The sequence below is a fragment of the Gluconobacter cadivus genome (assembly GCF_015244745.1).
Classification (GTDB): Bacteria; Pseudomonadota; Alphaproteobacteria; order Acetobacterales; family Acetobacteraceae; genus Gluconobacter; species Gluconobacter cadivus.
The window spans coordinates 110,377-131,503 of the sequence record NZ_JABCQI010000009.1 but is presented as its reverse complement, the minus strand read 5'-3'; the positions used below and the strand labels follow the sequence as shown (position 1 = coordinate 131,503).

At 61.1% G+C, this 21,127-nt stretch carries 22 protein-coding genes and 3 tRNA genes; 9 read left to right on the top strand and 16 right to left on the bottom strand.

Going from position 1 to position 21,127, the window contains the following annotated elements; translation table 11 throughout:
• Positions 1 to 20: 20 nt before the first annotated feature.
• Positions 21 to 94 (bottom strand) — tRNA-Gly (locus tag HKD28_RS13370).
• 171 nt (positions 95 to 265) lie between these two features.
• On the opposite strand from HKD28_RS13370, the gene HKD28_RS13365 reads away from it, so the two are divergent.
• From HKD28_RS13365 to nusG, 3 genes are all read left to right on the top strand, one after another.
• A tRNA-Trp gene (locus HKD28_RS13365) sits at positions 266 to 342 on the top strand.
• 62 nt (positions 343 to 404) lie between these two features.
• Entirely contained in the window at positions 405 to 659 is a 255-nt protein-coding gene (gene secE, locus HKD28_RS13360) for a preprotein translocase subunit SecE (RefSeq protein WP_208611655.1), read from the top strand.
• Between the two features lie 9 nt (positions 660 to 668).
• Positions 669 to 1,199 carry a transcription termination/antitermination protein NusG gene (gene nusG / locus HKD28_RS13355; RefSeq protein WP_062028195.1) on the top strand — a complete coding sequence of 177 codons (531 nt, stop codon included), beginning with the start codon at positions 669 to 671 and terminating at the stop codon, positions 1,197 to 1,199.
• Between the two features lie 83 nt (positions 1,200 to 1,282).
• Here nusG and HKD28_RS13350 read toward each other — a convergent pair whose 3' ends face one another.
• The 5 genes from HKD28_RS13350 to HKD28_RS13330 all read right to left on the bottom strand — a co-directional run bounded on the left by HKD28_RS13350 (position 1,283) and on the right by HKD28_RS13330 (position 6,382).
• Positions 1,283 to 1,900: a PqiC family protein gene (locus tag HKD28_RS13350; protein WP_194268724.1), complete on the bottom strand. Its 618-nt coding sequence runs from the start codon at positions 1,898 to 1,900 to the stop codon at positions 1,283 to 1,285.
• Positions 1,901 to 1,903: 3 nt separating this feature from the next.
• Complete coding sequence (locus HKD28_RS13345) at positions 1,904 to 3,586, bottom strand: MlaD family protein (RefSeq protein ID WP_194262817.1); 1,683 nt, start codon at positions 3,584 to 3,586, stop codon at positions 1,904 to 1,906.
• On the bottom strand, positions 3,583 to 5,067 hold the full coding sequence (locus tag HKD28_RS13340; RefSeq protein ID WP_194262816.1) for a paraquat-inducible protein A: 1,485 nt from the start codon (positions 5,065 to 5,067) through the stop codon (positions 3,583 to 3,585). The genes HKD28_RS13345 and HKD28_RS13340 overlap by 4 nt, the downstream gene beginning before the upstream one ends.
• A gap of 233 nt (positions 5,068 to 5,300) precedes the next feature.
• A tRNA-Thr gene (locus HKD28_RS13335) sits at positions 5,301 to 5,376 on the bottom strand.
• Positions 5,377 to 5,455: 79 nt separating this feature from the next.
• On the bottom strand, positions 5,456 to 6,382 hold the full coding sequence (locus HKD28_RS13330; RefSeq protein ID WP_194268723.1) for a 2-hydroxyacid dehydrogenase: 927 nt from the start codon (positions 6,380 to 6,382) through the stop codon (positions 5,456 to 5,458).
• A gap of 171 nt (positions 6,383 to 6,553) precedes the next feature.
• On the opposite strand from HKD28_RS13330, the gene HKD28_RS13325 reads away from it, so the two are divergent.
• Positions 6,554 to 6,739 carry a hypothetical protein gene (locus HKD28_RS13325; RefSeq protein ID WP_194262814.1) on the top strand — a complete coding sequence of 62 codons (186 nt, stop codon included), beginning with the start codon at positions 6,554 to 6,556 and terminating at the stop codon, positions 6,737 to 6,739.
• A gap of 34 nt (positions 6,740 to 6,773) precedes the next feature.
• Here the strand turns inward: HKD28_RS13325 and HKD28_RS13320 are convergent, their stop codons facing one another.
• On the bottom strand, positions 6,774 to 8,006 hold the full coding sequence (locus HKD28_RS13320) for a pyridoxal-phosphate-dependent aminotransferase family protein (protein WP_194268722.1): 1,233 nt from the start codon (positions 8,004 to 8,006) through the stop codon (positions 6,774 to 6,776).
• Entirely contained in the window at positions 8,003 to 9,238 is a 1,236-nt protein-coding gene (locus HKD28_RS13315) for an allantoate amidohydrolase (RefSeq protein ID WP_194268721.1), read from the bottom strand. The genes HKD28_RS13320 and HKD28_RS13315 overlap by 4 nt, the downstream gene beginning before the upstream one ends.
• Before the next feature lie 102 nt (positions 9,239 to 9,340).
• On the opposite strand from HKD28_RS13315, the gene HKD28_RS13310 reads away from it, so the two are divergent.
• The 3 genes from HKD28_RS13310 to HKD28_RS13300 are packed head-to-tail and all read left to right on the top strand — an operon-like array spanning position 9,341 to position 13,084.
• Complete coding sequence (locus HKD28_RS13310; protein WP_194268720.1) at positions 9,341 to 10,225, top strand: LysR family transcriptional regulator; 885 nt, start codon at positions 9,341 to 9,343, stop codon at positions 10,223 to 10,225.
• Positions 10,226 to 10,262: 37 nt separating this feature from the next.
• Entirely contained in the window at positions 10,263 to 11,828 is a 1,566-nt protein-coding gene (locus HKD28_RS13305; protein WP_328750595.1) for a gamma-glutamyltransferase family protein, read from the top strand.
• The gene (locus HKD28_RS13300; protein WP_194268719.1) at positions 11,822 to 13,084 is read left to right on the top strand and encodes a cation:dicarboxylate symporter family transporter; all 1,263 of its coding nucleotides are present in this window, start codon (positions 11,822 to 11,824) and stop codon (positions 13,082 to 13,084) included. The genes HKD28_RS13305 and HKD28_RS13300 overlap by 7 nt, the downstream gene beginning before the upstream one ends.
• A 1-nt stretch (position 13,085) precedes the next feature.
• Here the strand turns inward: HKD28_RS13300 and HKD28_RS13295 are convergent, their stop codons facing one another.
• From HKD28_RS13295 to HKD28_RS13285, 3 genes are read right to left on the bottom strand one after another with little or no spacing between them, the layout of a single operon-like run.
• Positions 13,086 to 14,420: an AtzE family amidohydrolase gene (locus tag HKD28_RS13295; RefSeq protein WP_194268718.1), complete on the bottom strand. Its 1,335-nt coding sequence runs from the start codon at positions 14,418 to 14,420 to the stop codon at positions 13,086 to 13,088.
• On the bottom strand, positions 14,417 to 14,599 hold the full coding sequence (locus HKD28_RS13290; RefSeq protein WP_235993473.1) for a DUF4089 domain-containing protein: 183 nt from the start codon (positions 14,597 to 14,599) through the stop codon (positions 14,417 to 14,419). Before HKD28_RS13290 ends, HKD28_RS13295 begins: the two co-directional genes overlap by 4 nt.
• A 53-nt stretch (positions 14,600 to 14,652) precedes the next feature.
• Entirely contained in the window at positions 14,653 to 15,573 is a 921-nt protein-coding gene (locus HKD28_RS13285) for a GDP-mannose 4,6-dehydratase (RefSeq protein ID WP_235993471.1), read from the bottom strand.
• Between HKD28_RS13285 and HKD28_RS13280 the strand changes: the two genes are divergently transcribed.
• Both HKD28_RS13280 and flgH read left to right on the top strand, forming a co-directional pair.
• A complete protein-coding gene (locus tag HKD28_RS13280) occupies positions 15,572 to 15,820 on the top strand; it encodes a hypothetical protein (RefSeq protein WP_194268717.1) in 249 nt (82 codons plus the stop codon). The genes HKD28_RS13285 and HKD28_RS13280 overlap by 2 nt on opposite strands.
• A 33-nt stretch (positions 15,821 to 15,853) precedes the next feature.
• The gene (gene flgH, locus HKD28_RS13275; RefSeq protein WP_194262808.1) at positions 15,854 to 16,600 is read left to right on the top strand and encodes a flagellar basal body L-ring protein FlgH; all 747 of its coding nucleotides are present in this window, start codon (positions 15,854 to 15,856) and stop codon (positions 16,598 to 16,600) included.
• A gap of 53 nt (positions 16,601 to 16,653) precedes the next feature.
• On the opposite strand, the gene HKD28_RS13270 is transcribed toward flgH, so the two are convergent.
• The 5 genes from HKD28_RS13270 to HKD28_RS13250 form a co-directional block, all read right to left on the bottom strand.
• Entirely contained in the window at positions 16,654 to 17,895 is a 1,242-nt protein-coding gene (locus HKD28_RS13270; RefSeq protein WP_194268716.1) for a tetratricopeptide repeat protein, read from the bottom strand.
• A 3-nt stretch (positions 17,896 to 17,898) separates the two neighbouring features.
• Complete coding sequence (locus tag HKD28_RS13265) at positions 17,899 to 18,333, bottom strand: ExbD/TolR family protein (RefSeq protein ID WP_099286074.1); 435 nt, start codon at positions 18,331 to 18,333, stop codon at positions 17,899 to 17,901.
• Between the two features lie 72 nt (positions 18,334 to 18,405).
• A complete protein-coding gene (locus tag HKD28_RS13260; RefSeq protein WP_062028222.1) occupies positions 18,406 to 18,831 on the bottom strand; it encodes an ExbD/TolR family protein in 426 nt (141 codons plus the stop codon).
• Between the two features lie 4 nt (positions 18,832 to 18,835).
• Entirely contained in the window at positions 18,836 to 19,930 is a 1,095-nt protein-coding gene (locus tag HKD28_RS13255) for a MotA/TolQ/ExbB proton channel family protein (RefSeq protein ID WP_194262806.1), read from the bottom strand.
• Between the two features lie 140 nt (positions 19,931 to 20,070).
• Entirely contained in the window at positions 20,071 to 20,739 is a 669-nt protein-coding gene (locus tag HKD28_RS13250; RefSeq protein ID WP_194262805.1) for an energy transducer TonB, read from the bottom strand.
• Positions 20,740 to 21,127 lie beyond the last annotated feature (388 nt).

The following is a 21,127-nucleotide window of genomic DNA, read 5'->3' as shown; positions in this document are numbered from 1 at the left end:
AACTGAATTTTCTGGAAATCTGGAGCGGGCGAAGGGAATCGAACCCTCCTAAGAAGCTTGGAAGGCTACTGCATTACCACTATGCTACGCCCGCTCGGATTGGGAGTGTCCTTACTCCATCTCCTGTCGAGCCCGCAAGAGGGGAAAATCCAAAATGGAAATTCCACAACAAAGATCTTCAGGGCACTTGACTTTCAGTCCTGAACATTCTCTTTTGCGACCACTGTCGCTGGCATGACGTTCACAAGACGCCTTGCACGACGATAGGGGTGTAGCTCAATTGGCTAGAGCGCCGGTCTCCAAAACCGGAGGTTGAGAGTTCGAGACCCTCCGCCCCTGCCACTCCTTCTCGCCGGATGTCCCCCCCGACACCGGGAGCGGGACTTTCACTTGATTCGAGGACGATGGTGTCGGTCAGTACCCCGAAAGACGAGTCGCGGAAAACAGCGCCTCAAAAGAACGGATCCGGCTTCAATCTGGTCGCTTACGTCCGTGACGTCCGCGCCGAAGCGAAGCGCGTCACGTGGCCGACCCGTCGCAACACCCTGATCACGTCAGGTGCCGTGCTGGTCATGGTCACCGTGACCTGCATCTTCTTCTTCATCGTGGACCAGCTGATCGGCCTTGGCGTCCGCGGACTTTTTGGCGTCGGAGGCTAGGTTCGCACCATGGCGAAGCGTTGGTATGTTGTTCACGTCTATTCCGGATTCGAGAAAAAGATCGCGAGTCACATTCAGGAACAGGCGGCACAAAAGGGCCTTTCGGACCATTTCGAACAGATCCTCGTCCCTTCCGAAGACGTGACGGAAATGCGCCGTGGCCGTAAGGTCAATGCGGAGCGCAAGTTCTTTCCGGGCTATGTCCTCGTCAAGATGGAACTGACGGACGAAGCCTGGCATCTCGTCAAGGACACCCCCAAGGTCACGGGCTTCCTCGGAACCCGCAACCGTCCGACCCCCATCACGGCAGCCGAAGCCGACCGGATCATGAAGCAGGCTCAGGAAGGCGTCGAGCGCCCCCGTTCCAGCCTGTCTTTCGAGATTGGCGAGCAGATCCGCGTGGCCGATGGTCCGTTTACGTCCTTCACCGGCATGATCGAAGACGTCGACGACGAGCGTCAGCGCCTCAAGGTCAGCGTGTCCATCTTCGGTCGCTCGACCCCTGTGGACCTCGACTTCACGCAGGTTGAAAAGCTCTAACGCTTTTCAGTCTGTCGGTTCTTCCAACAAAAAAGGCTCCCATTCCGGGAGCCTTTTTTGTTTGTACCTTCTGCTAAACCCCATCAGTTCGTGACCGGGGACGGAAGGAGACGCAGCTTTTCGGCGGCCTGATCGGCAATCGCGGCGACTCCCTGACTCAGGGCTGCGGTCAGCTTTGTCGTACTGGACGCCACCGCATCCTGCGATTGCCAGACGACAGGCGATGTCAGCACAGGACCAATCATCTTCCCTGCCGGGTGAACTGACAGCGTGCCCGTCACGAGCGCATGTCCTGCCGAATCGGCTTCGAAATTACGAACGGTCAGTTCGACATAGGCTGACGGAGTCGTGCTCACCGCATCATTCTCGGCAAAAACAGTCGTGCCGGGCAGACGCTGGGCCAGATCACTTGTCAGCGTCTGACCGACCATATCCGAAAGCGGCTCGCTCCAGCTTGTACCGGTTGCGAGACGCGTCTGGTAATCCTCATTGGCTCTGACGATCGTGTCACGATCCAGCCGTGTGCTCACAACAGGCGTCCGGACCTCGACCACGACAGGGCCGCCCGCCTGTGCCACTCCCGGCACGGGTGCGAGCGTATAGAGCGTCGGGTCGCTGCTGCATGCTGTAAGAAGGCCGCTCATCCCCAGAGCACCCATCAGGGACAGGAAACGAAGGCGGGGCGTCGAAGACTGTGTCATGGCTCAGTTCCTGCGGCCGGTAATGAGAGCAGAGGGGTGGTGATCCAGATAATCCGTAAGGAAGCGCAGGGACCGTGACATCTGGGTCAGCTGGACGATCATGCCCTGAAGGCTACGGTGGAAATCCGTGTCGCCGCCGTAAGACCCCAGAACCGATTGCGCACTGTTCATTGTGGTCTGAAGGCTCTTCATCAGTTCCGGCAGGTTCTGGTTGGCGGTTTTCGTCAGCTTGTTCAGGTTCTGAAGCGAATCGCGAAGGGCCGCGAGAGACTGCGTCACTTCAGGACTGTTCAGACGACCATCCGCATGCGCCAGAAGATCGTTCACGTGCCCACCGATTTCGGTCAGCGGCATTGCTGCGATCTTATCGGTAATGGTGGAGACGGATTCCATGATCCCGTCCATACCGCCCGCCTGACTGGGGAGAACGGCAACATCCCCTTCATAGGTCAGGGTGGTGACCGGCGCACTCTTGACGAATTGCAGGGCGATCATCGACTCGCCAGTCAGGAAGCTGGCGCTCTGGACCGAGGCGCGCATCCCTTCGGCTACGAAAGCCTGAAGATATTTTTCAACAGGCGCATCCCTGCTGTTCTCAAGCCGCTCATCCCAGTTCGACAGCATGCGCTCGGGCTCAAGCTCCATATCCACGCGGACACGGGGCAGCTTTGTCGGTCCCTGCAGGAGGAGTCGGACATCCGTAACCGTGCCGATCTGGAGGCCAAACATCGTTACCTGACTGCCGTTCGTCAGGCCTTTGACGGAAGAGTTGATATACGTCACGACCCGCAGACGCTTGTGATAACGGGCGTTATCGGCATCGGCTTCGCTGGCATAGAGCTTGAAGACGGAATTGGCGGGGGCAGTGGGCAGGTCAATGGCAAGGCGTTGTTCCGGCAGACCAAAGGCAATGCCGCCAGAGAACAGAGCCTGAAGCGATTTGAGCTGGACCTTCAACCCGCCCGCACCAAGTCCCACCTGAACGCCCGAGACGTTCCAGAAACGGCTGTCCGTCCGCAGATAGTGGTCGTAGGGCGCTTTGACGAAGGCCTGAATGACGATTGGCCCTCTGCCACCCGGCGGCATCGTGTAGCCCAGCACTTCGCCCACCTGCAGATCGCGGAAGAAGACCGGCGACCCCGGACCAAGCGAGCCCAGTGAAGGCGACACCAGCCAGAACGTCTCACCCGGCTGGTCCGAGCGGACGCCGGGCGGTGATTCCAGTCCTTTGAAGAACTTCTGGTAGTGGCCATCATCCGTTCCAGGGTCCAGAGCAATATAGGCACCGGAGAACAGCGTATCGAGGCCGGTGATGCTGGCACCGTTGATCCGCGGACGCACGACCCAGAAACGGGTGTGATCGGTGAGGATATGGGCGCTGTTGGCATTCATCTGCACCGTCACGTCGACATGCTTCATGTCGTCGCTCAAGGTGATGTCCTGCACCGTGCCGAGTGTTACGGCCTTGTTCTTTACCTGCGTCTGGCCGGGTGTCAGGCCATCCGCCGTTTCAAACGTGATGGTGATTTCGGGGCCGCGCGTGGCAAAATGCTCCCACGCCAGCCATCCGGCGATGAGAATGGCCACCACGGGAATCAGGAGAATGAGAGAGAAGCGGGTGCGGCGCACCGGGGCTTCCTTGGGCGAGACCGGCTGCTCCCCCCGGTTGTTTCGGGAATCGCTCACGCGCGTTCAGGCTCCATGTCGTTTGGGTCAGAAGAAGGCAGTTGCGGAACGGACTCGGTCGGAGACTCTGTCTCAGGAGGCGTCCCATCCGCCAGAGGAGGGGCAACCACGCCGTTGAGACCGGCTGCATCCCACATACTGCGGGGATCGAAAAGCTCTGCTGCGAAAATGGTCAGAATCACGACCAGAGCAAAGCATACCATCCCCGGATCGGCTGTGACATTCGCCAGAAAGCCGAAATGCACAACAGCGACGAGGATAGAAATCATGAAAACATCGATCATCGACCAGCGACCGATGATGACGACAAGCCGATATAGCTTCGAGAGGTTGCGCAGATGCCAACGGGAGCGGAACCGGGTGCCGATGATCATGATGGTCAGGGCGACGATCTTGAGAACCGGCACAGTGATACTGGCAAAGAGCACCAATAGTGACAACGGGATCATTCCCGCCTGCCACAGCTCGATCACACCGCTGATGATGGTGCTGGGCGCGCCCTGCCCTACCTTTGTATAAGTCATGACCGGCAGGATATTGGCGGGCAGGTAGAACACGATCCCCGCCACCAGCAGGCATGTGCCAGAGATGAGGCTCTGCGGTTTGCGGCGACGCAGGATCTGTCCGCAACGCGGGCAGTCGCCCATGTCCTGCTCCTGCGGCACAGCGTGATCGAACGCCAGAACCAGATCGCAGGCATGGCAGGAGAGCATGTTTTCCACGGGCGGAATAACGCCGTTGCGGGCATCCAGATGCGCGACGTCCAGACGATGCCCGTGATGGCCTTCAACGGTGGGACGGATGTCCCGGCTGCGCCAGATCCGTTCGGCATCGAACGTCGAATCCACGGCGGCCATACTCAGCATCAGCCCCCCCAGAAGATAGACGCCGGGCTGAAGAATGACGAGCGCGAGGTCAACGAGCTTCGTGTAGGCCACGAGCACGCCAAGCACATAGACTTCCACCATCGACCAGCCGCGCAGGCGGTCGTACCAGGTGAGCAGACGCGGGGTCCAGTCCGGCATCTGCGGGCGGGAGGCTCCATACAGGATGGCCGCCATCAGGGCGATAATGACCCCGGGCATGATCACCGTCACAAGGGCGACGAGCACGCCGATCATACCATAGCCCTGATGTCCGAGTTCGATCGGCCCACTCATGAGGGAAACGGTATTTTCCCGCCCATAAACATTCAGCGTCATGAGAGGGCTGATGAGAAGAGCGGCATAGAGTGCGGCGGAGGTGAGGCAGAAAGCCGCCGGAGCGCCGATCAGGGACGTCTTGCGGCGGCGGGCAAGCTGACAGCCACAGCGCAGGCACTCCGCCAGATGGCCGGGCTTGAGACGCGGGACATGCTGAAAAAGGCCGCAGGTCGGGCATTCGCGCAGCCCCTCCACCGCGTGGATGGAGGCGTGAGGCTCCTGACTGCGGGAGAAGCTGACGGCGTTACGCCACAGCCGTTTATGGAAACGGTCAGACATCGGGCTCCTAACCTAGCGCAGGGAGCCGTCTTTTGACAGTCTGCCCTCCTCCGGGCAGTCCTCTGCATCGGGATATCGACACTCACCGTAGTCCCATTACAGGCATATTGCCCAGAGGACGCAGATTTTATCGGCAATGTTTTGAAAAAATGTGAAGATCCGCACCATGAGGCCGCACCGTGTCCGACAGACAGGACACGGAACATCATAGTCGGATTTTAAGAAGACCTTGATGGTGCCGGTGAAGAGATTCGAACTCCCGACCCCATCATTACGAATGACGTGCTCTACCAGCTGAGCTACACCGGCGCACCCATCAAGGTGGGCGCGTTCTAACCGAGCCCTTGAGGGTTGGCAAGCCGGAAAATGCAAAAACCGGCCCGCATCTTCAGTAACCCCGTCCTGTGTCGATGACGCCGGTCATGGACTCGCCCGCTTCGTAGCGTCGCAAATTGGCCAGAACGACCTCGGCCGCGCTGTCCGACTGCGCGGCACTGGCGATATGGGGGGTCAGGAAAATACGCGGATGATCCCAGAACGGATGTTCGGGCGGCAGCGGTTCGGGCGTGGCGACATCGAGAACCGCCTGTGACAGCTGTCCGCTATCGAGCGCCGGGATCAGATCGTCCTGTACCAGATGACCACCGCGTCCGCAGTTGATGACGCACGCGCCTTTCGGCAGTTTTTCAAAAAGGTCGCGGTTGAGGATGCCGCGTGTCGCTTCCGTGAGCGGGACAAGGCAGACCAGAATGTCGGTCTGCGCCAGAAAATCGCCCAGCTCCGCTTCTCCGGCAAAGGATGTCACGCCCGCGACCTCCCGGCGGCTGCGGCTCCAGCCCCGGCATTCATATCCGAAAGAGACGAGCTTCTCCAGAACCGGGCTCCCCAGTTCTCCCATCCCCATGACGCCAACGCGGTAGAGCCGTGCAGGACGGTTATGCGAACCGTTCCAGACATGCTCGCGCTGCTGGCGCGCGTAGCGGAACATGTCCCGATGGAAGGAAAATACCGCCCACAGAACATATTCGATCATGCCCTCAACCAGACTGTTCTCCACCATGCGGATGATCTGCACGCCGGGGGGAATATTGGCCAGATTGAGCTGATCGATCCCTGCGCCCAGCGAGAACAGAACTTCCAGATTGGGAAAAAGCGCGCCGAGATCGTCCGGCGTCTGCCAGGCTGCAAGATAGCGGACATCTTCTTTCGGGCCGGTTTCAGGCCAGACATGAAACGGGATATCCGGCCGGGCACGAGCGAATTTCTCTCGCCAGACTGCGGCACGTTCGGGCGTATGATGAAAGACGAGCGACATTCTGCATGTTCTCCGGGCGGCAATGAAGTCCGGAGATGCTCGCGCCATGAGGGCTTCGGATCAAGCCCGCACTCCTGCCCTTACACCTGTTTGTGTAGGGACAAAGCGCCGGGGAACGCATGTCGGGTTCGGACGTAGAGGAGGCTGGATCTCATGCAGGAGGGCAGGATCATGCCTCGTGGGGACAAGTCAGCCTATACCGACAAACAGAAACGCAAAGCGGAGCATATCGAGGAAAGCTATGAAAAGCGCGGCATCTCCGAAAAGGAAGCGGAGCGCCGCGCCTGGGCCACGGTCAATAAGGAAGACGGTGGCGGGAAGAAAAGTGGTTCAGGCCGGAAGAACCATCCGAAATAGAGCTTCCGGATAGAGTCCCCGGCCCGAAAACTGCTCAGGCCGCATCCCAGGCAGCACGGGCAGCATCCACGCCGGCGCCACGGTTGAGCGTTACGCCCTCGCCGGCCAGAACAGAATCGAGCGCGGCCAGCGTAAGGAGCACCTTGTCCTTGCGGGCGTTGAGACCCATGGCCCCGATGCGCCAGATCTTCCCGGTCAGCGGTCCAAAGGACGAGACGATCTCGATCCCGAAATCGTCGCGCATCAGTTCGCGGATGCGGGCATTGTCCACACCGTCCGGCACCCAGACGCCGGTAACATTGCTCATGCGGGTGGTATCGTCGCCATAGACCTTTAGCCCCATGGCCCGCAGCCCGGCAACCATGGCGCGCCCTGCCCTGACATGACGCGCAACACGGGCCTCCACACCCTCTTCCACAACCAGACGCGCCGTCTCACGCGCGGCATAAAGCATGGAGGTCGCTTCGGTATGATGGTTCATCCGGGCCGGAGACCAGTAGTTCATCAGCATCGCCAGATCGAAATAATTCGACTGGATGACCGGACCACTTCCCTGTTCCTGACCGGTGGCAATACCGGCTTCATCGTGACGGCGCTTGAGAATGGCAGCAACCGCACGGTCCGACAGCGTGATCGGCGCGGAACCCGGAGGACCGTTCAGGCATTTCTGAAGCCCTGCCGTGGCAACGTCGATATTCCAAGCATCGGTCTCGAACGTCATGCCGCCGAGGGTTGCCGTAGCGTCCACATAGAACAGCACGTCATGCTTGCGGCAGATCCGGCCGATCTCTTCGAGCGGCTGGGCAGTCGTGGTGGACGTGTCGCCATGCACACAGGCGACCAAACCGGGCTTGTGTTCGATGATGGCGGCTTCGATGCGGTCCGGGTCAACGACCTCCCCCCATTCCACATCCACCGTACACGGAATGCCACCACAGCGATGGACGATTTCCGTCAGCAGCAGGCCGAAGCGGCCAAAACGCGGAATGACGACCTTCATGCCCGGCGAGACCAGCGATACCAGAGCGGCTTCAATAGCCGACCGGGCCGAGCCGTTCACGAGCAGCGTCCAATGGTTCTTCGTGCGGAAGACTTCGCGGTACAGAGCCATGACCTCGTCCATATAGGCGGTCATTTCCGGGTCCATCTGGCCGATCACGTCATAGGACATGGCGCGCAGAATGCGCGGATGGACGTTGGTCGGCCCCGCCCCCATCAGCAGACGGGACGGCGGGTCGAGCTGTGCGTAAGTTGAGGGCTGGCTCATGACTGGAACTCCTTGACGAAGGCAAGCAGGGCGCGGTGGGCGAGCGCGACGTCTCCCACACGAACGGTTTCATCGGGGTGATGGCTGAGGCCGCCGGGGCTGCGAATGAACAGCATGCCCATCGGGCACAGATCGACCATGGCCATGGCATCATGCCCAGCACCGCTGAGAACGCGCTGGGCCGGACGGCCGGTCACGGTTGTCACGGCCCGGGACAGGCGCTCCACCAGTTCGGGCGCACAGGCAGCGGCAGGCAGGATTTGCGGCGTGTCGAACGTGATGCCGACGCCCCGGCTGGCGGCGATGGCGTGCAGATCTGCGCGAATGGCGCCCACCATCGCATCCCGAGCCGCCTCGGTTTCAGCCCGCATGTCGAGCGAGAAGCGGACTTCGCCGGGGATGACGTTCGAGGTATTGGGCACGACCTCAACCTGCCCGACCGTGGCAACCTGCGTGGCGCCTCCGGACCGGCCATGACGTTCAACAGCGAGAATCATTTCAGCCACCGCCGTCAGGGCGTCCCGACGCATGGTCATGGGCGTCGTACCCGCATGATCGGACTGACCGGTGACGGTCACCCGGTGGCGGGTCTGGGCGGCTATGGCTGTGACGACGCCGATTTCTCCGTCCACGCTTTCGATCGCCGGGCCCTGTTCGATATGAGGCTCAATATAAGCGATCAGCTCATCCGGCCGACGGGCGGCTTCACTCAGGCGCGCCGGGTCAAGACCATAACGGATCATGGCTTCGGCCATGGTCACGCCGGACGCATCCGTCATGCCTTCGGGAATGGATTCAATCAGCCCGGCCATGGCGCGGGAACAGATCATGGGAGCTGCAAAACGGGACCCCTCCTCGTCTCCGAACCCCATGACCTCAATGGCGAATGGTAGGCGAGTGCCCTCTTCCTTCAGGGCGGAAACAAGTTCGATCCCCAGCATGACACCCAGATTGCCATCAAACGCACCGCCATTACGGACAGTATCGAGATGCGAACCGATCATCAGGGCCGGAGCACCCGGCACAAGCCCCTCGTAGCGCCCGACAAGGCTGCCGGCAGCATCCAGACGGGTGCTGAGACCGGCCTCTTCCATCCATTCTGCGACCTGCGCAAGCGTGCGCTGATAGGCAGGACCGAGCCAGAATCGGAACAGACTGCCCGGCGTCTCGCTGAACGGACCATCCGCGAGAAGACGGCACCGCTCGACGGCGCGGGCTCCGTGGGCTGTCATGGGCGCTCCTGTCCGGGGTGATGGGTCAAGCGGGGGAACTTTGCGCTCATAACGGAATCAGATCAAGTTGACCTGCCAATAAATATGGTCCCACATATTGGCATGAAAGATCAGATCCATCTCGATCCGTTCCATCTGCAATCCTTTCTCGCCGTCGCGGAGACACTGCATTTCACGTCAGCCGCGCAGAGCCAGGGGGTGAGCCAGTCCACCATCAGCCAGCATGTCAGCAGGCTGGAGGAGCAGCTTGGCACGCGCCTGCTGGCCCGCAGCACCAAAAGCGTGCGTCTGACCGCAGACGGCATGGCGCTGATCGGTCTGGCCCGACAGCTTCTGCAATGCGAGGACAGCATCCTGTCCCACTTCCGGCAGGACGCGCCGCGCGGGACAATCCGGCTGGGTGTGACGGAAGACCTGCTCCTGACACGCTTTCCCGAAATTCTCGGCACCTTCCGCGCCTCCCACCCCTCCCTTCAGATCACGCTGACCGTGGGGCTGTCGGCGCATCTGGCGCATCTTCTGGAACAGGGAGAACTGGATGTCTGGTGCGGGATGCGACGCACAAGCGAGACGCGCGGCCAGAAACTCTGGACCGAGGACATGCGCTGGTACGCGCCCGCTGGCACCGAATTTCCGGCAGAACAATCCATTCCGCTCGTCACGTTTCCCGATGGCAGCGTAACGCGCAGACTGGCGATCGAGACGCTCAACAAGAGCGGAAGAGCGTGGCATCTGGCCTTTACCAGCGGGAGTCTCGGAGCGCTTCTAGCCGCCGTCCGGGCGGGATATGGCGTGACGCCGCAGCCCGCGTTTCTGCGAAATGTGGAGCATCTGCCGCATTGCGCGCCGGGCCTTCTGCCGGACATGCCTCAAGTGGAATTCATCGCCTCCACCCGCCATCAGACCGCGCAGGGCCCCGAAGACCTGCTGATCCGGACGCTATGCGCGCATGTCCCGCGCCTTCAACCCGAACTCCTTCCTCTTTAAGGACAAGACCATGCTCACACCCAACGCTCTTGGCGGAATGGTGACGTCGCCCCACCATCTGGCCAGTCAGGCGGGGCTGGATGTCCTGCGCGAAGGCGGTACGGCCATTGAGGCCGTCGTCGCCACGGCATCCACGCTGGCCGTGGTGTATCCGCACATGACGGGGCTGGGCGGCGATGCATTCTGGCTGATCTGCCATCCGGACGGCCGCACCGTGGCGATTGACGCCTGCGGAGCGCTGGCGATGGGCGCCGAACATACGATCTATACCGAAACCGGGCACACCGTCATTCCCTGGCGCGGCGGCCTTGCGGCCAATACGGTGGCGGGCACGGTCTCGGGCTGGGAAACCGCGCTGGAACTGAGCGCCGAACTGCGCGATCCCCTGCCGCTGGACCGGCTGCTGCGTGACGCCATCCATTACGCCGAACATGGCCGGGTGGTTTCCGAAAGCGAAGGCGCCCTTCTCGCGCAGAAACAGCACGAACTGATGTCGGACCCGACACTGGCGCGGATCTGCTTTCCCGAAGGCAAACCCTGGACAGCGGGAAGCATCCGCAAATCGCCGGAACTGGCCCAGACGCTGCGGATGCTCAACCGGGACGGCTTGCGGAGCTTCTATAACGGCCCGCTCGCCCGCAGTCTGGCAGCGGATCTGGCGGCGGCAGGCAGCCCGGTTCGGTCGCTGGACCTGCTGGCGCATCGCGCGGAGGTCAAGGAACCGCTTCAGGCCCAGACGAGCGATGGCACCCTCTACAACACCGCGCCTCCCACACAGGGCGTGGCATCCCTTCTGATCCTTGCGCTCTCGGATCATCTGAGCCGCGACGACGGGCCGGAGAGCTTTTCGCACATCCACGGGCTGGTCGAGGCGACCAAACAGGCGTTTCTCTATCGCAACCATTACACGGATGGCAGCGAGCATTCCGAAGCACTGGCGCGGAGCCTGCTCGCCGATCCGGCACGGCTGGAGGCGATGACAGCCCGGATGTCCATGACCCATGCCATGCCCTGGACGGAACAAACGCAATGGGGCGACACGACCTGGATGGGCGCGATCGACCGCAATGGCATGGCCGTCAGCATGATCCAGAGCCTGTATTTCGAGTTCGGCTCCGGCGTGATGCTGCCGCAGAGCGGACTGTTCTGGCAGAACCGAGGCTCGTCCTTCCGTCTGGCCCATTCGGGCTGGAACATCCTGCGCCCCGGCGCAAAGCCCTTTCATACGCTCAACCCGGCCGCAGCCCGACTCCGCGACGGACGGACCATGGTTTACGGCACCATGGGCGGCGAAGGACAGCCCCAGACACAGGCCGCAGTCTTCAGCCGCCACGTCCGCCACGGCGTTCCGCTTCAGGAGGCCATCCGTCGTCCGCGCTGGCTGCTGGGACGAACATGGGGGGAAGAGAGCCTGTCGCTCAAGGTGGAGCCGGGTTTCAGCCCGGATGTGATGTCGCAGCTTGAAACGGCCGGCCACGTCGTCGAGGCGCTTGAAGAACAGTCCATTATCATGGGCCATGCTGGTGCATTAGTCCGTCACGAGAACGGACGGCTCGAAGGCGCAACTGACCCCCGGAGCGACGGAGCCGTCGCAGCATGGTGAAGTCTTTTGCAGAAAGCCTGTTCGCGCAGGTCGTTCTGGCGACCGTTCTGGGGCTTGGTGCGGGGCTGTTCTGCCCTTTTCTGGCAGATGACGTGGGCTGGATGACAGCGCTGTTCATGCGCCTCATCATCATGGCGGTCGGGCCGCTACTGTTCTGCATCGTAACACTCGGCATTCTGGGTGCGGGCTCCCTGAAGACAGTGGGGCGTCTTGGCGGATGCGCGATGCTCTATTTCGAACTCATGACCACAGTGGCGCTTGTCGTGGCAGTCATGGTGGCGATGGGGCTGGGAATCGGACAGGGCGTGGGCTTCGTTCCCACAGCGAGCGACGCCCGGATGATCGCCTCCTATGGCGGTCATGCCCAAAATCTGCGTGCGGAAGGCTTTAGCGGCTTCCTGCTCTCACTCATCCCCCACACCCCGGCCGATGCGTTTGCGCAGGGCAATGTCCTTCAGATTCTGGTTTTCGCGATTCTTGTCGGATGCTGCCTGAGCGGCATGGGAGAGCGGGGCCTGCCGCTGGTCCGACTGATCGAAAGCGTATCCGACCTGTTTTCACGCATGATGGGCCTCATCATCCGCGTGGCACCACTCGGCGTCTTCGGAGCGATGGTGACGACGACGGCACGATATGGCCTCGGAACAATCGGCCATCTGGCCGGATTTACAGTCCTGTACTTCCTGCTGGTCGGCGCATTTGTCGTCTGCGCATTAGGCGGGGGCCTTCGGCTCGCAGGCGTAAACCCGCTGCGATTTGCACGGTATTTCCGTGAAGAACTGCTGATCGTCGCCACCACCACGGCCTCCGATGCGGTTCTGCCCAGCCTCATGACCAAGCTCGAAAAACTGGGCGTCGAGCGGCAGGTCGTCGGAATCGTGGTGCCTGCGGGCTATTCGCTCAATCTGGATGCACTGTCGATCTATCTGGGGCTGGCGGTCATTTTTCTGGCCAATGCCACCGGGACGCATCTGACATTCTGGCAGATCGCAACCTTGCTGGTAACCGCCCTGATCACGTCCAAAGGCGCGCACGGCATTCCGGGTTTTGCGATCGTCGTTCTGGCGGCGACGCTGGCCAGCGTTCCCTCCATTCCGCCCGGAAGTCTGGTGATGCTTCTGGCCGTGGACTGGTTCGTGGGAATCGCCCGGGCTGTCGGCAATTTCGCCGGTAACTGCGTGGCCCCGGTCCTGATCGCTGCGTGGGAAAAGCGCCTCGACCACGCAAGAATGGCCGAGGCGCTGAAACAGCCCTAAGTCAGATCAGACGGGCTTCGGCCAGCCCGTCCGCTTCCAGCTTTTCCGCCAGCGCGAAAAGCTGGTCTTCCCGCCCCGGACGCGCGATGAGCTGCGCGCCGAGCGGCAGACCCGGAACCGTCATCGGAACCGTCAGAACCGGGAAACCAGCCAGCGTCAGCGGCTGCGTATACAGCCCCAGATTGGCGCGGGCGGAGACCATCCTGCCCCCGATCTCGATTTCAGGCTGATCGAAGCGCGGCGCTTCTCCGACAAGCGCCGGAGCCAGCAGGATGTCGGTCTTTGCAAACGCTTCGTGCATCCGGTCCCGGAACCAGTGCCGCAGACGATGGGCCTGAAAGACGAGCGTGGATGGCAGAAGCGCACCGGCCAGCAGGCGGTCACGCACGGCAGGATCGTATTCCGCAGCACGTGTCCGCAACCGGGTAAGATGCTGCCCGGCCCCTTCGGACGCACTGATAACAAAAGCAGCCGCCCGCGCCCGCGCCACCTCCGGCAGTTCGACCACATCCGTCACCCCTAGCGCCATCGAGAGTTTGTCGATGGCCGTCTGCATCGGGGGAGACATGTTTTCACCGAACCAGCCACCCAACCGGGCAATCCGCAGGCTTCCCGCTTCCACAGCCGGAAGCGCCTTGGCGCTGAGAGCCTCAAAACAGGCCTTCAGTCCGCCTGCACTATCCGCAAACGGTCCGACCGTATCGAGACTCGGCACGAACGGGTAACTGCCCTCGGTCGACAGGAGCCCCTGCGTCGCGCGCAGCCCCCAGATACCGCAGAGCGAGGACGGAACGCGGATCGAGCCATTCGTATCGGACCCCAGCCCGATGGAAAACAGCCGCGCCGCCACACCCGCCGCCGACCCGCCTGAGGAGCCTCCCGCCAGGCGGTCCGGCGCATGCGGATTGCGGGTATTGCCGTAATGCGCATTGATCGTGGCGAATCCGTAGGCGAATTCGTCCATGTTCGTCAGGGCAACGGGGATGGCCCCGGCTGCGATCATATGCGCGACCAGAACCGCATCCTGCGTGGCGGGCGGATCATTGGCGAGAACCTTGGACCCCGCCGTCGTGATCTCTCCGCGGACATCGAACAGATCCTTGATGCCGAAAGGCACACCCGCGAGCGGTCCGGGGTCCTGCCCCTGAAGCACCAGACGGTCCACCCGTTCAGCCGCTTCCAGCGCACGCTGCATCAGAAGGCGCGTGACGCAGCCATAGGCTCCGTCCCGGCTTTCGATATCGGCCAGAACCTTCACCGCGAGTTCACGAGCAGAAATTTCGCCCTTGCGAACGCTGGCGGCGAGCGCAACGGTGCGCAGTTGAAGGCCGCTCATGGCTCGTACCGGAATGCAGGTTCGAGGCGATCAGGCAGTTCCAGCCCTTCGATCAGCGCACCATAATTGCGCAGAAGATCCAGATTGCTCCGCACGCCTGCATGAAACTCGACCGGAATGACCAGTCCGTTCGCAGTGGCGAGCACCGTGATTTCAGTGTCATGAGGGTCTGTCATCATACGAACTCCGGTTTTGCGAAGAAAATGGTCTTTGTCGATTGTATTACGGGCTTTCAGAGTGTGATGCGATAACGCCAGTCATTGAGAACCGTTACCAGCGTCTCGCTCCACGGAATGCGCGCGGACCAGTCCAGTGCCTCACGCGCCGCCGCCGGATTACCCTGCATGACCGCAAGACCAGACGGCGAGGCAAGGGCCGGATCTACCCTGAGCGTGGCCGAAACACCCGCAACGTCCAGAAGATCCTCCGCCATCGAACGGACGGTCCGCGTCACGCCGGAGCAGATGTTCAGAACGCTGCCATTAGGCAGCGGACGAGGCGGAACGAGCGCACTGATATAGGCGTCGCAGGCATCACGCACATCGGTAACGTCAAATCCGGCATCCAGTTGGCCAACGGTAATGACCGGCGCCTGCTGGCCAGCCTCGATCCGCGCAACCTGTGCCGCAAGAAATGGCAGAATCGCCGCCTCATCCTGCGCCGTTCCAGCCTGCGTGAAAGAGCGCAGACGTACGCCGTGCAACCCCTCCTGACTCAGATTACCAATCGCCAGATCTGCCGCCGCCTTGCTGGACGCATAGGCATTGACCGGCGCAATAACGGCCGTTTCATCGAGCGGCTGCCCTGACGAGAAACTCGCGCCATAGATCTCGGCCGTTGAGACGAACACAAAACTGGCATGGGGGGCATAAGCCTCAAAAGTCTCGGCGAGAATGAGCGTTCCGTCCAGGTTGACAGTCCATGCGTCATCAGCCTCGGCACGGGCAGCAGACGAGACGGCAGCCAGATGCAGACAGGCATCGGGCTTTTCGCTGCGGACAAAACGCTCGACGGCAGCCCGATCCCGAATATCCATCGGATCTTCTAGCAGCACATGCCCGGGCAGTCGGTCCAGAAGCCGGGCTTCGAGGTGCTGCCCAACAAATCCCTGCCCACCCGTCAGAAGAATCCGCAACCCCATGTCAGGAGCCATGAGCGAACGAACGACCCGCAACAGCAAAGACAGAAACAGTCGACATGGGGCGTTCTCCTGGCAGAATGGCCCAGACTGGCCGAATGTCATCCCAGACCGGACTCTTTTCGGCCACATCCGCGAACAGGGCAAGGCCGCATCGGAAGCAGGTCCGCTACGGCTGACGATCCGACGTCCATCAGCTCTTTTCAATGCACGACAATCCGTGCGTCTTAACAGGTTTTTTACCGATACCGTGTTTGCTTGAGACCATACGGAACTGACGGATCTCAACTTCCCCATGCGGCATCCTTTTCGACATTCTGTGCGTACTCTGGGGCTGCTTGGCCTCTTGCCTGTCCTGTCAGCCTGCAATTCCCTCGCCCAGATGTCCGAAATCGGACGGCCACCCCGCATGACCTCCATCACCAACCCGACGCTGGCGGCCTCCTATCGTCCCGTCAGCATGCCGATGCCCCCCCTTCAGCCGCCTCCTGACGAAGCGGCCAGCCTGTGGCGATCCGGAAGCAAAGCCTTCTTCAAGGATCAACGGGCCTCTCAGGTCGGGGATCTCGTCACGATCATTGTGGACATCACCGACAACGCCGCTTTCAACAACGGAACGACGGCTGACAGGGCCGCTGACGAAAAGTTCGGCATTCCCAACCTTTTCGGCATCAAGGGCAAGATCATCAGCTCGATCACCGGTGCAAACAGCCTGAATACGGCCAGTAGCAGCGATTCCAGCGCGACTGGGAAAATCACCCGCAACGAAACTGTTACCCTGCGTCTGGCCGGAACCATCACTCAGGTCCTGCCCAACGGCAATTTTGTCGTGATGGGAAAACAGGAGGTCCGGGTCAACAGCGAGCTACGCGAGCTGGGCGTGAGCGGCATTGTCCGCCCTCAGGACATCACGGCGGATAATACAGTCACGCATGACCGGATGGCCGAAGCACGGATCTCCTACGGGGGACGCGGAACTCTCACGCAGCTTCAGACACCACGATACGGGCAGCAGTTCATGGACACGGTCCTGCCGTTCTGAACACAAAAAAAGCCGGGGAAAACCCCGGCTTTTTCCTGAGTCGAAAGACTGTCTTACTTCGCAGGACGCGAGAGCAGCAGAGACCACAGTTCCGCCACATCACGGGCCGGTCCGTTTCCGGAAACAGCCTCAAACGTCTTGATAGCTTCGGCCTTCTGACCACCGTCCATCTGCGCCATACCGTATTCAACCTGAGCCAGATCGGGATAACGCGGATTCTTCCCCAGACCCGTCTTCATCAGGGCCAGACCGGCATCAACCTGCCCATTCAGAACCTGATTGTAGCCAGCAGTCAGAGCCGGTCCTGCATTCGGCGCAGAGGCCGCCTGCGTCACAGCAGCAGCAAGCTGGCTCCGGTTCGTGGCAGCCTGCTGGGCAACGAACGCATGGAACTTCGCATCAGCAGCGGCGGTGGGGCCGTTACCAAGCGAGTGATTCGCATAACCCTGATTGAGCAGGTTCAGCGCAAGCTGGGGCAGGCCCATCTGCACTGCACGCTCGGCCATGTCCTGATAATCGGACGGATCCTTCAGCACACCCGTCGCCAGACGCAGGCGCTCGACATAGAAAATGAGCGGCGGCGAGAGGTTCGGATTCGCGACCAGATCATGGATCAGCATCGACCAGTAATCAGGCTTCGAATAATACTTGGCTAGAAGAACATAGGCATGCGTCTTGGCGTCCGCATCCTTCAGGTTCGTATAGGCCGTGGCCAGCATCTGAAGCTGATTTTCGGCCGGAACCTTGCCAGCCTTGATCGTGGCGTCCACCTGCTCCTGCGCGGCCTTGGCCGTGCCTTTCCAGTCCTGCTGCAGATAGTAGCACTGGATCAACATGGTCTGCATGCGAGGGTCGGCGCCGTATTCCTTCAGATAGCGCTCGGTCGCCGGAATGGCGCGGGCGTACTGCTTGGCACTGTAGGCCATGGTGGCCTGTGCCATCAGCATCTGGCCCTTCGCGGCCTTCGGCGTACGCGAACTGTTGATCAGAACGTCATAGGCCTTGATCGCGGCGTCCGTGTTGCCGGACTGTGCGGCAATCGCGGCGCGCATCTGAGCCGTGGTGTAGGTTTCGTAATCGGTCTTGCCCTTGACCGCGTCTGCGGCATCGACGGCTTCCATGGCCTTGGCATAATTTTTGGATGCCAGAGCACTCTGGGCCTGCTGCAGATCCTTGCCAACAGCCTGACCGAGAACGTCATCGGCATGGGCGGAGCCAGCAAACGCGGCGATACCAAAGACACCGGCCAGCAGAAGATTACGGGCGCTCAGACGGCGGTAAAGGGACAAAGACACGAATTACTGTCCTTCCATGAACTGATCCAGACCAACAATTCCAAGCTTGGTCATACCAAGACGCTGTGCGTCTGCCATAACATGGGCCACGGTCTTGTAGTCCGCAAGACGATCCGGGTGGATATGCATTTCAGGCTGGTCCGGCATTGCGGCCGCGGCCTGAAAATGAGCCTGAAGAGACGCCTCGGACGTAATCGGCTCGTTGTTCCAGGAAATGCTGTTGTCGTAGCCGATGCTGACGGTCACGAGTTTGGGTTGTTCGGTCGATGGGGGAGGATTGCCCTGAGGCAGATCGATCGCCACCGAGTGTGTCTGAAGCGGAATGGTGATGATCAGCATGATCAGCAGCACCAGCATCACGTCGATCAACGGCGTGGTGTTGATATCGACAATGCCTTCGTCTTCGTGCGTGCTGTCAGATCCGACGCTCATGCCCATGACGGCGGTTCTCCAAAAAGGTGACGTGAAAGCTTTGTCGGGCCGCCCTGTCCGGAACGACCCGACACGACCTCAGTTCGAGTGAGGCTGCTCGGTAATGAAGTCCACGTGGGCGATACCAGCTTCCTGGCAGGTCGCGACCACCTGGCCGACTGCCAGATACTTGGCAGCCTGATCACCGCGGATCTGGATCTGCGGCTGGGGCTTCTGCTTTGCCACCTCAACGAGACGGTTCAGCAGGTCAGTGTGGTTCGCAACCGGCGTCGTGTCCCAGAACACCTGGCCGTTTGAATTCACTGCCAGAACGATGTTGCCCTTCCTGGTCTGGGTAGGCGTATTCGCATCGACCGGCAGCTTGACCTTCACCGAGTGTGTGGCGACCGGGATGGTGATCAGAAAGATGATCAGCAGCACCAGCATGACGTCGACGAGGGGGGTGGTGTTGATTGCCGACACCACCTCGTCGTCACCGCCGCCTCCTCCGACGTTCATTCCCATAGGATCAGATCCGCTCGCTGGTGGTGATGGTGGTCGGAACAGCCATGCTGCCCTGTTCCGGGCTGACGCCGTGACGGAAGCCGCCGATCAGGACGGACTGGATGTCGGCCGCGAAGTTGCGAACGCGATCCATGGCACCCTTGTTGCGACGAACGAGCAGGTTGTAACCCAACACGGCCGGAACAGCAGTGGCAAGACCGATAGCCGTCATGATGAGGGACTCACCAACCGGGCCTGCAACCTTGTCGATGGACGCCTGACCGGAGATGCCGATGGCCGTCAGGGCGTGATAGATACCCCAGACCGTACCGAACAGACCGACGAACGGCGACGTGGAACCCACCGTACCGAGGAAGGCGAGGCCGCCCTGCATACGAGTGTTGATGGTGTCGACCGAGCGCGAGATGGACATTTCGGTCCAGGACGGCAGGTCGATCGAGTCACGCATGGAGCCTTCGTGGTGCTCTGCGGCAACGATACCCGTTTCTGCGATGTAGCGGAACGGAGAAGACGCCTTCAAAGCAGCAGCACCCTGCTGAACGGACGGCTTGGTCCAGAACTCGCGGGCAGCTTCCTTGGAGGCAGCAAACAGACGGCCCTGCTCCAGGAATTTCATGACCATGATGATCCAGGTACCAGCGGACATGATCACCATGATGATCAGAACGCCACGGGCAATCGCATCGCCATTGGCCCACAGAGCGCCGAGGCCATACGGGTTACCCTGCGGAGCAGGAGCTTCCGGCGTCGCAGTTGCGCTCTCGCCCGGCGTTGCAGCCGCTGCGGGAGACTGGTCGGCCGGAGCCGTTGCCGGAGCGGCACTGTCAGCAGGCGCAGCAGGTGCACCCGCATCATTCGGAGCAGCTGCCCCAGGAGCGCCAGCCGGATCGGCGGACGTTGCCGGGGGTGCCGGGTTGGTAGAGGGGTCAACCGGAGCGGCTGCAGGAGCGCTCTGGTCGGCAGGAGCCGGCTGGGCGAAAGCGACGGCCGGTGCAACTGCACCGGAAGCCAGGGCCAGCGTCAGAGCCAGCGCGCTGGCCCGGACGGCACGCGCCTTCGTCGGAACGGCAAGGGCAGGAAGGCGGAACAGTCTGGTCATGAACTCCATATCCTCGTTATCGATGCCCGTTTCCGGAGCTTTTAATGGGGTGTCGGCCATATGGAGACCGGCCCTTTTCTGAGCCCTGTCAGGGACTGGAAATCCTGACAGGGCAATTCTGTTTGACGGCAGTCGAAAGATCAGTCGTCGCCCATCGTAAAGTCGATGTGCAGGACGTGGTGATGCTCTGTTACCGGAACGCCATTGACAACGGCGGGCTGGTAACGGGCCCGACGAAGGAAGTCGAGCGCACTTTCCACGAACTCATGGCCACCGCTCGAACTGGTAATGGTACAGTTCGCCGTCTTGCCTGTCGGAAGAATGTCACACGATGCGGTCACATGACCTTCGCGGTTTTCTTCCATGGCCTCGTCCGGATAGACAGCCTGTGCACCGTTGATCGGCCGCGCGCCTGCCTGATGATCTGGCACTGCGTCAGCTGGCGGTCCCTGCGGCGGAGACGGAACGGGCTCCGGCGAGGGGGTCGGGCTGGGCGGTACCGGATGCGGCGGCTTGGCGTGAGTGACACGCTGGATCGCCTTGGGCGGCGGCGGCACGGAAATCTTCGGCGGCGGAATATACGGCGGCGGCGGCTGCTCCATCTGCGGCGGCGGCGGCGGCGGCGGTGGCGGCGGTGGCTTGGGCTGTTCCTTGATCACTTCCGTCTTGATAGGCGGCTTTTCCTGGACCAGTTTGCTCACAGCACCACTCATAAGCGCATAGATCACAGCGCCCATAGCCAGCACGGCCACGACGATCGCGACAATGTAGTCTGTCGGCTTGCGCTGCTGTGCGGCGTAGCTCTTCATGTCGAAACCTTCTTACCCCTCACTGACACCGGCGTTGGTCCACATCTGCCGGGTGCGGTGCCCCGATTTCTGTGTTGCCATCAGGCTTTCCCGCTGCAGACGCATAGGAATGCGTCATATGCCGTGAGAACATACCCGATATGCTGATTGGGCAGTCTAACCCCCATGCTGTCAAGCCGGTGATTGCTCTTATCGAAACGATTTTTTCATATTGTGGACATATTCTGCGCTTTGCGCCCTGTCCGGGCAAATAAAAATATTCCCCGAAATCCTGAGAACGTAACGTCACTTCACCGCGTTATGACAGATTCAAGAAAAAAGGCGCCGGAACAGTTTTTCTGTTCCGGCGCCTGAGCGAATCCGTCTGAAAGCCGACAGGGCTTAAACG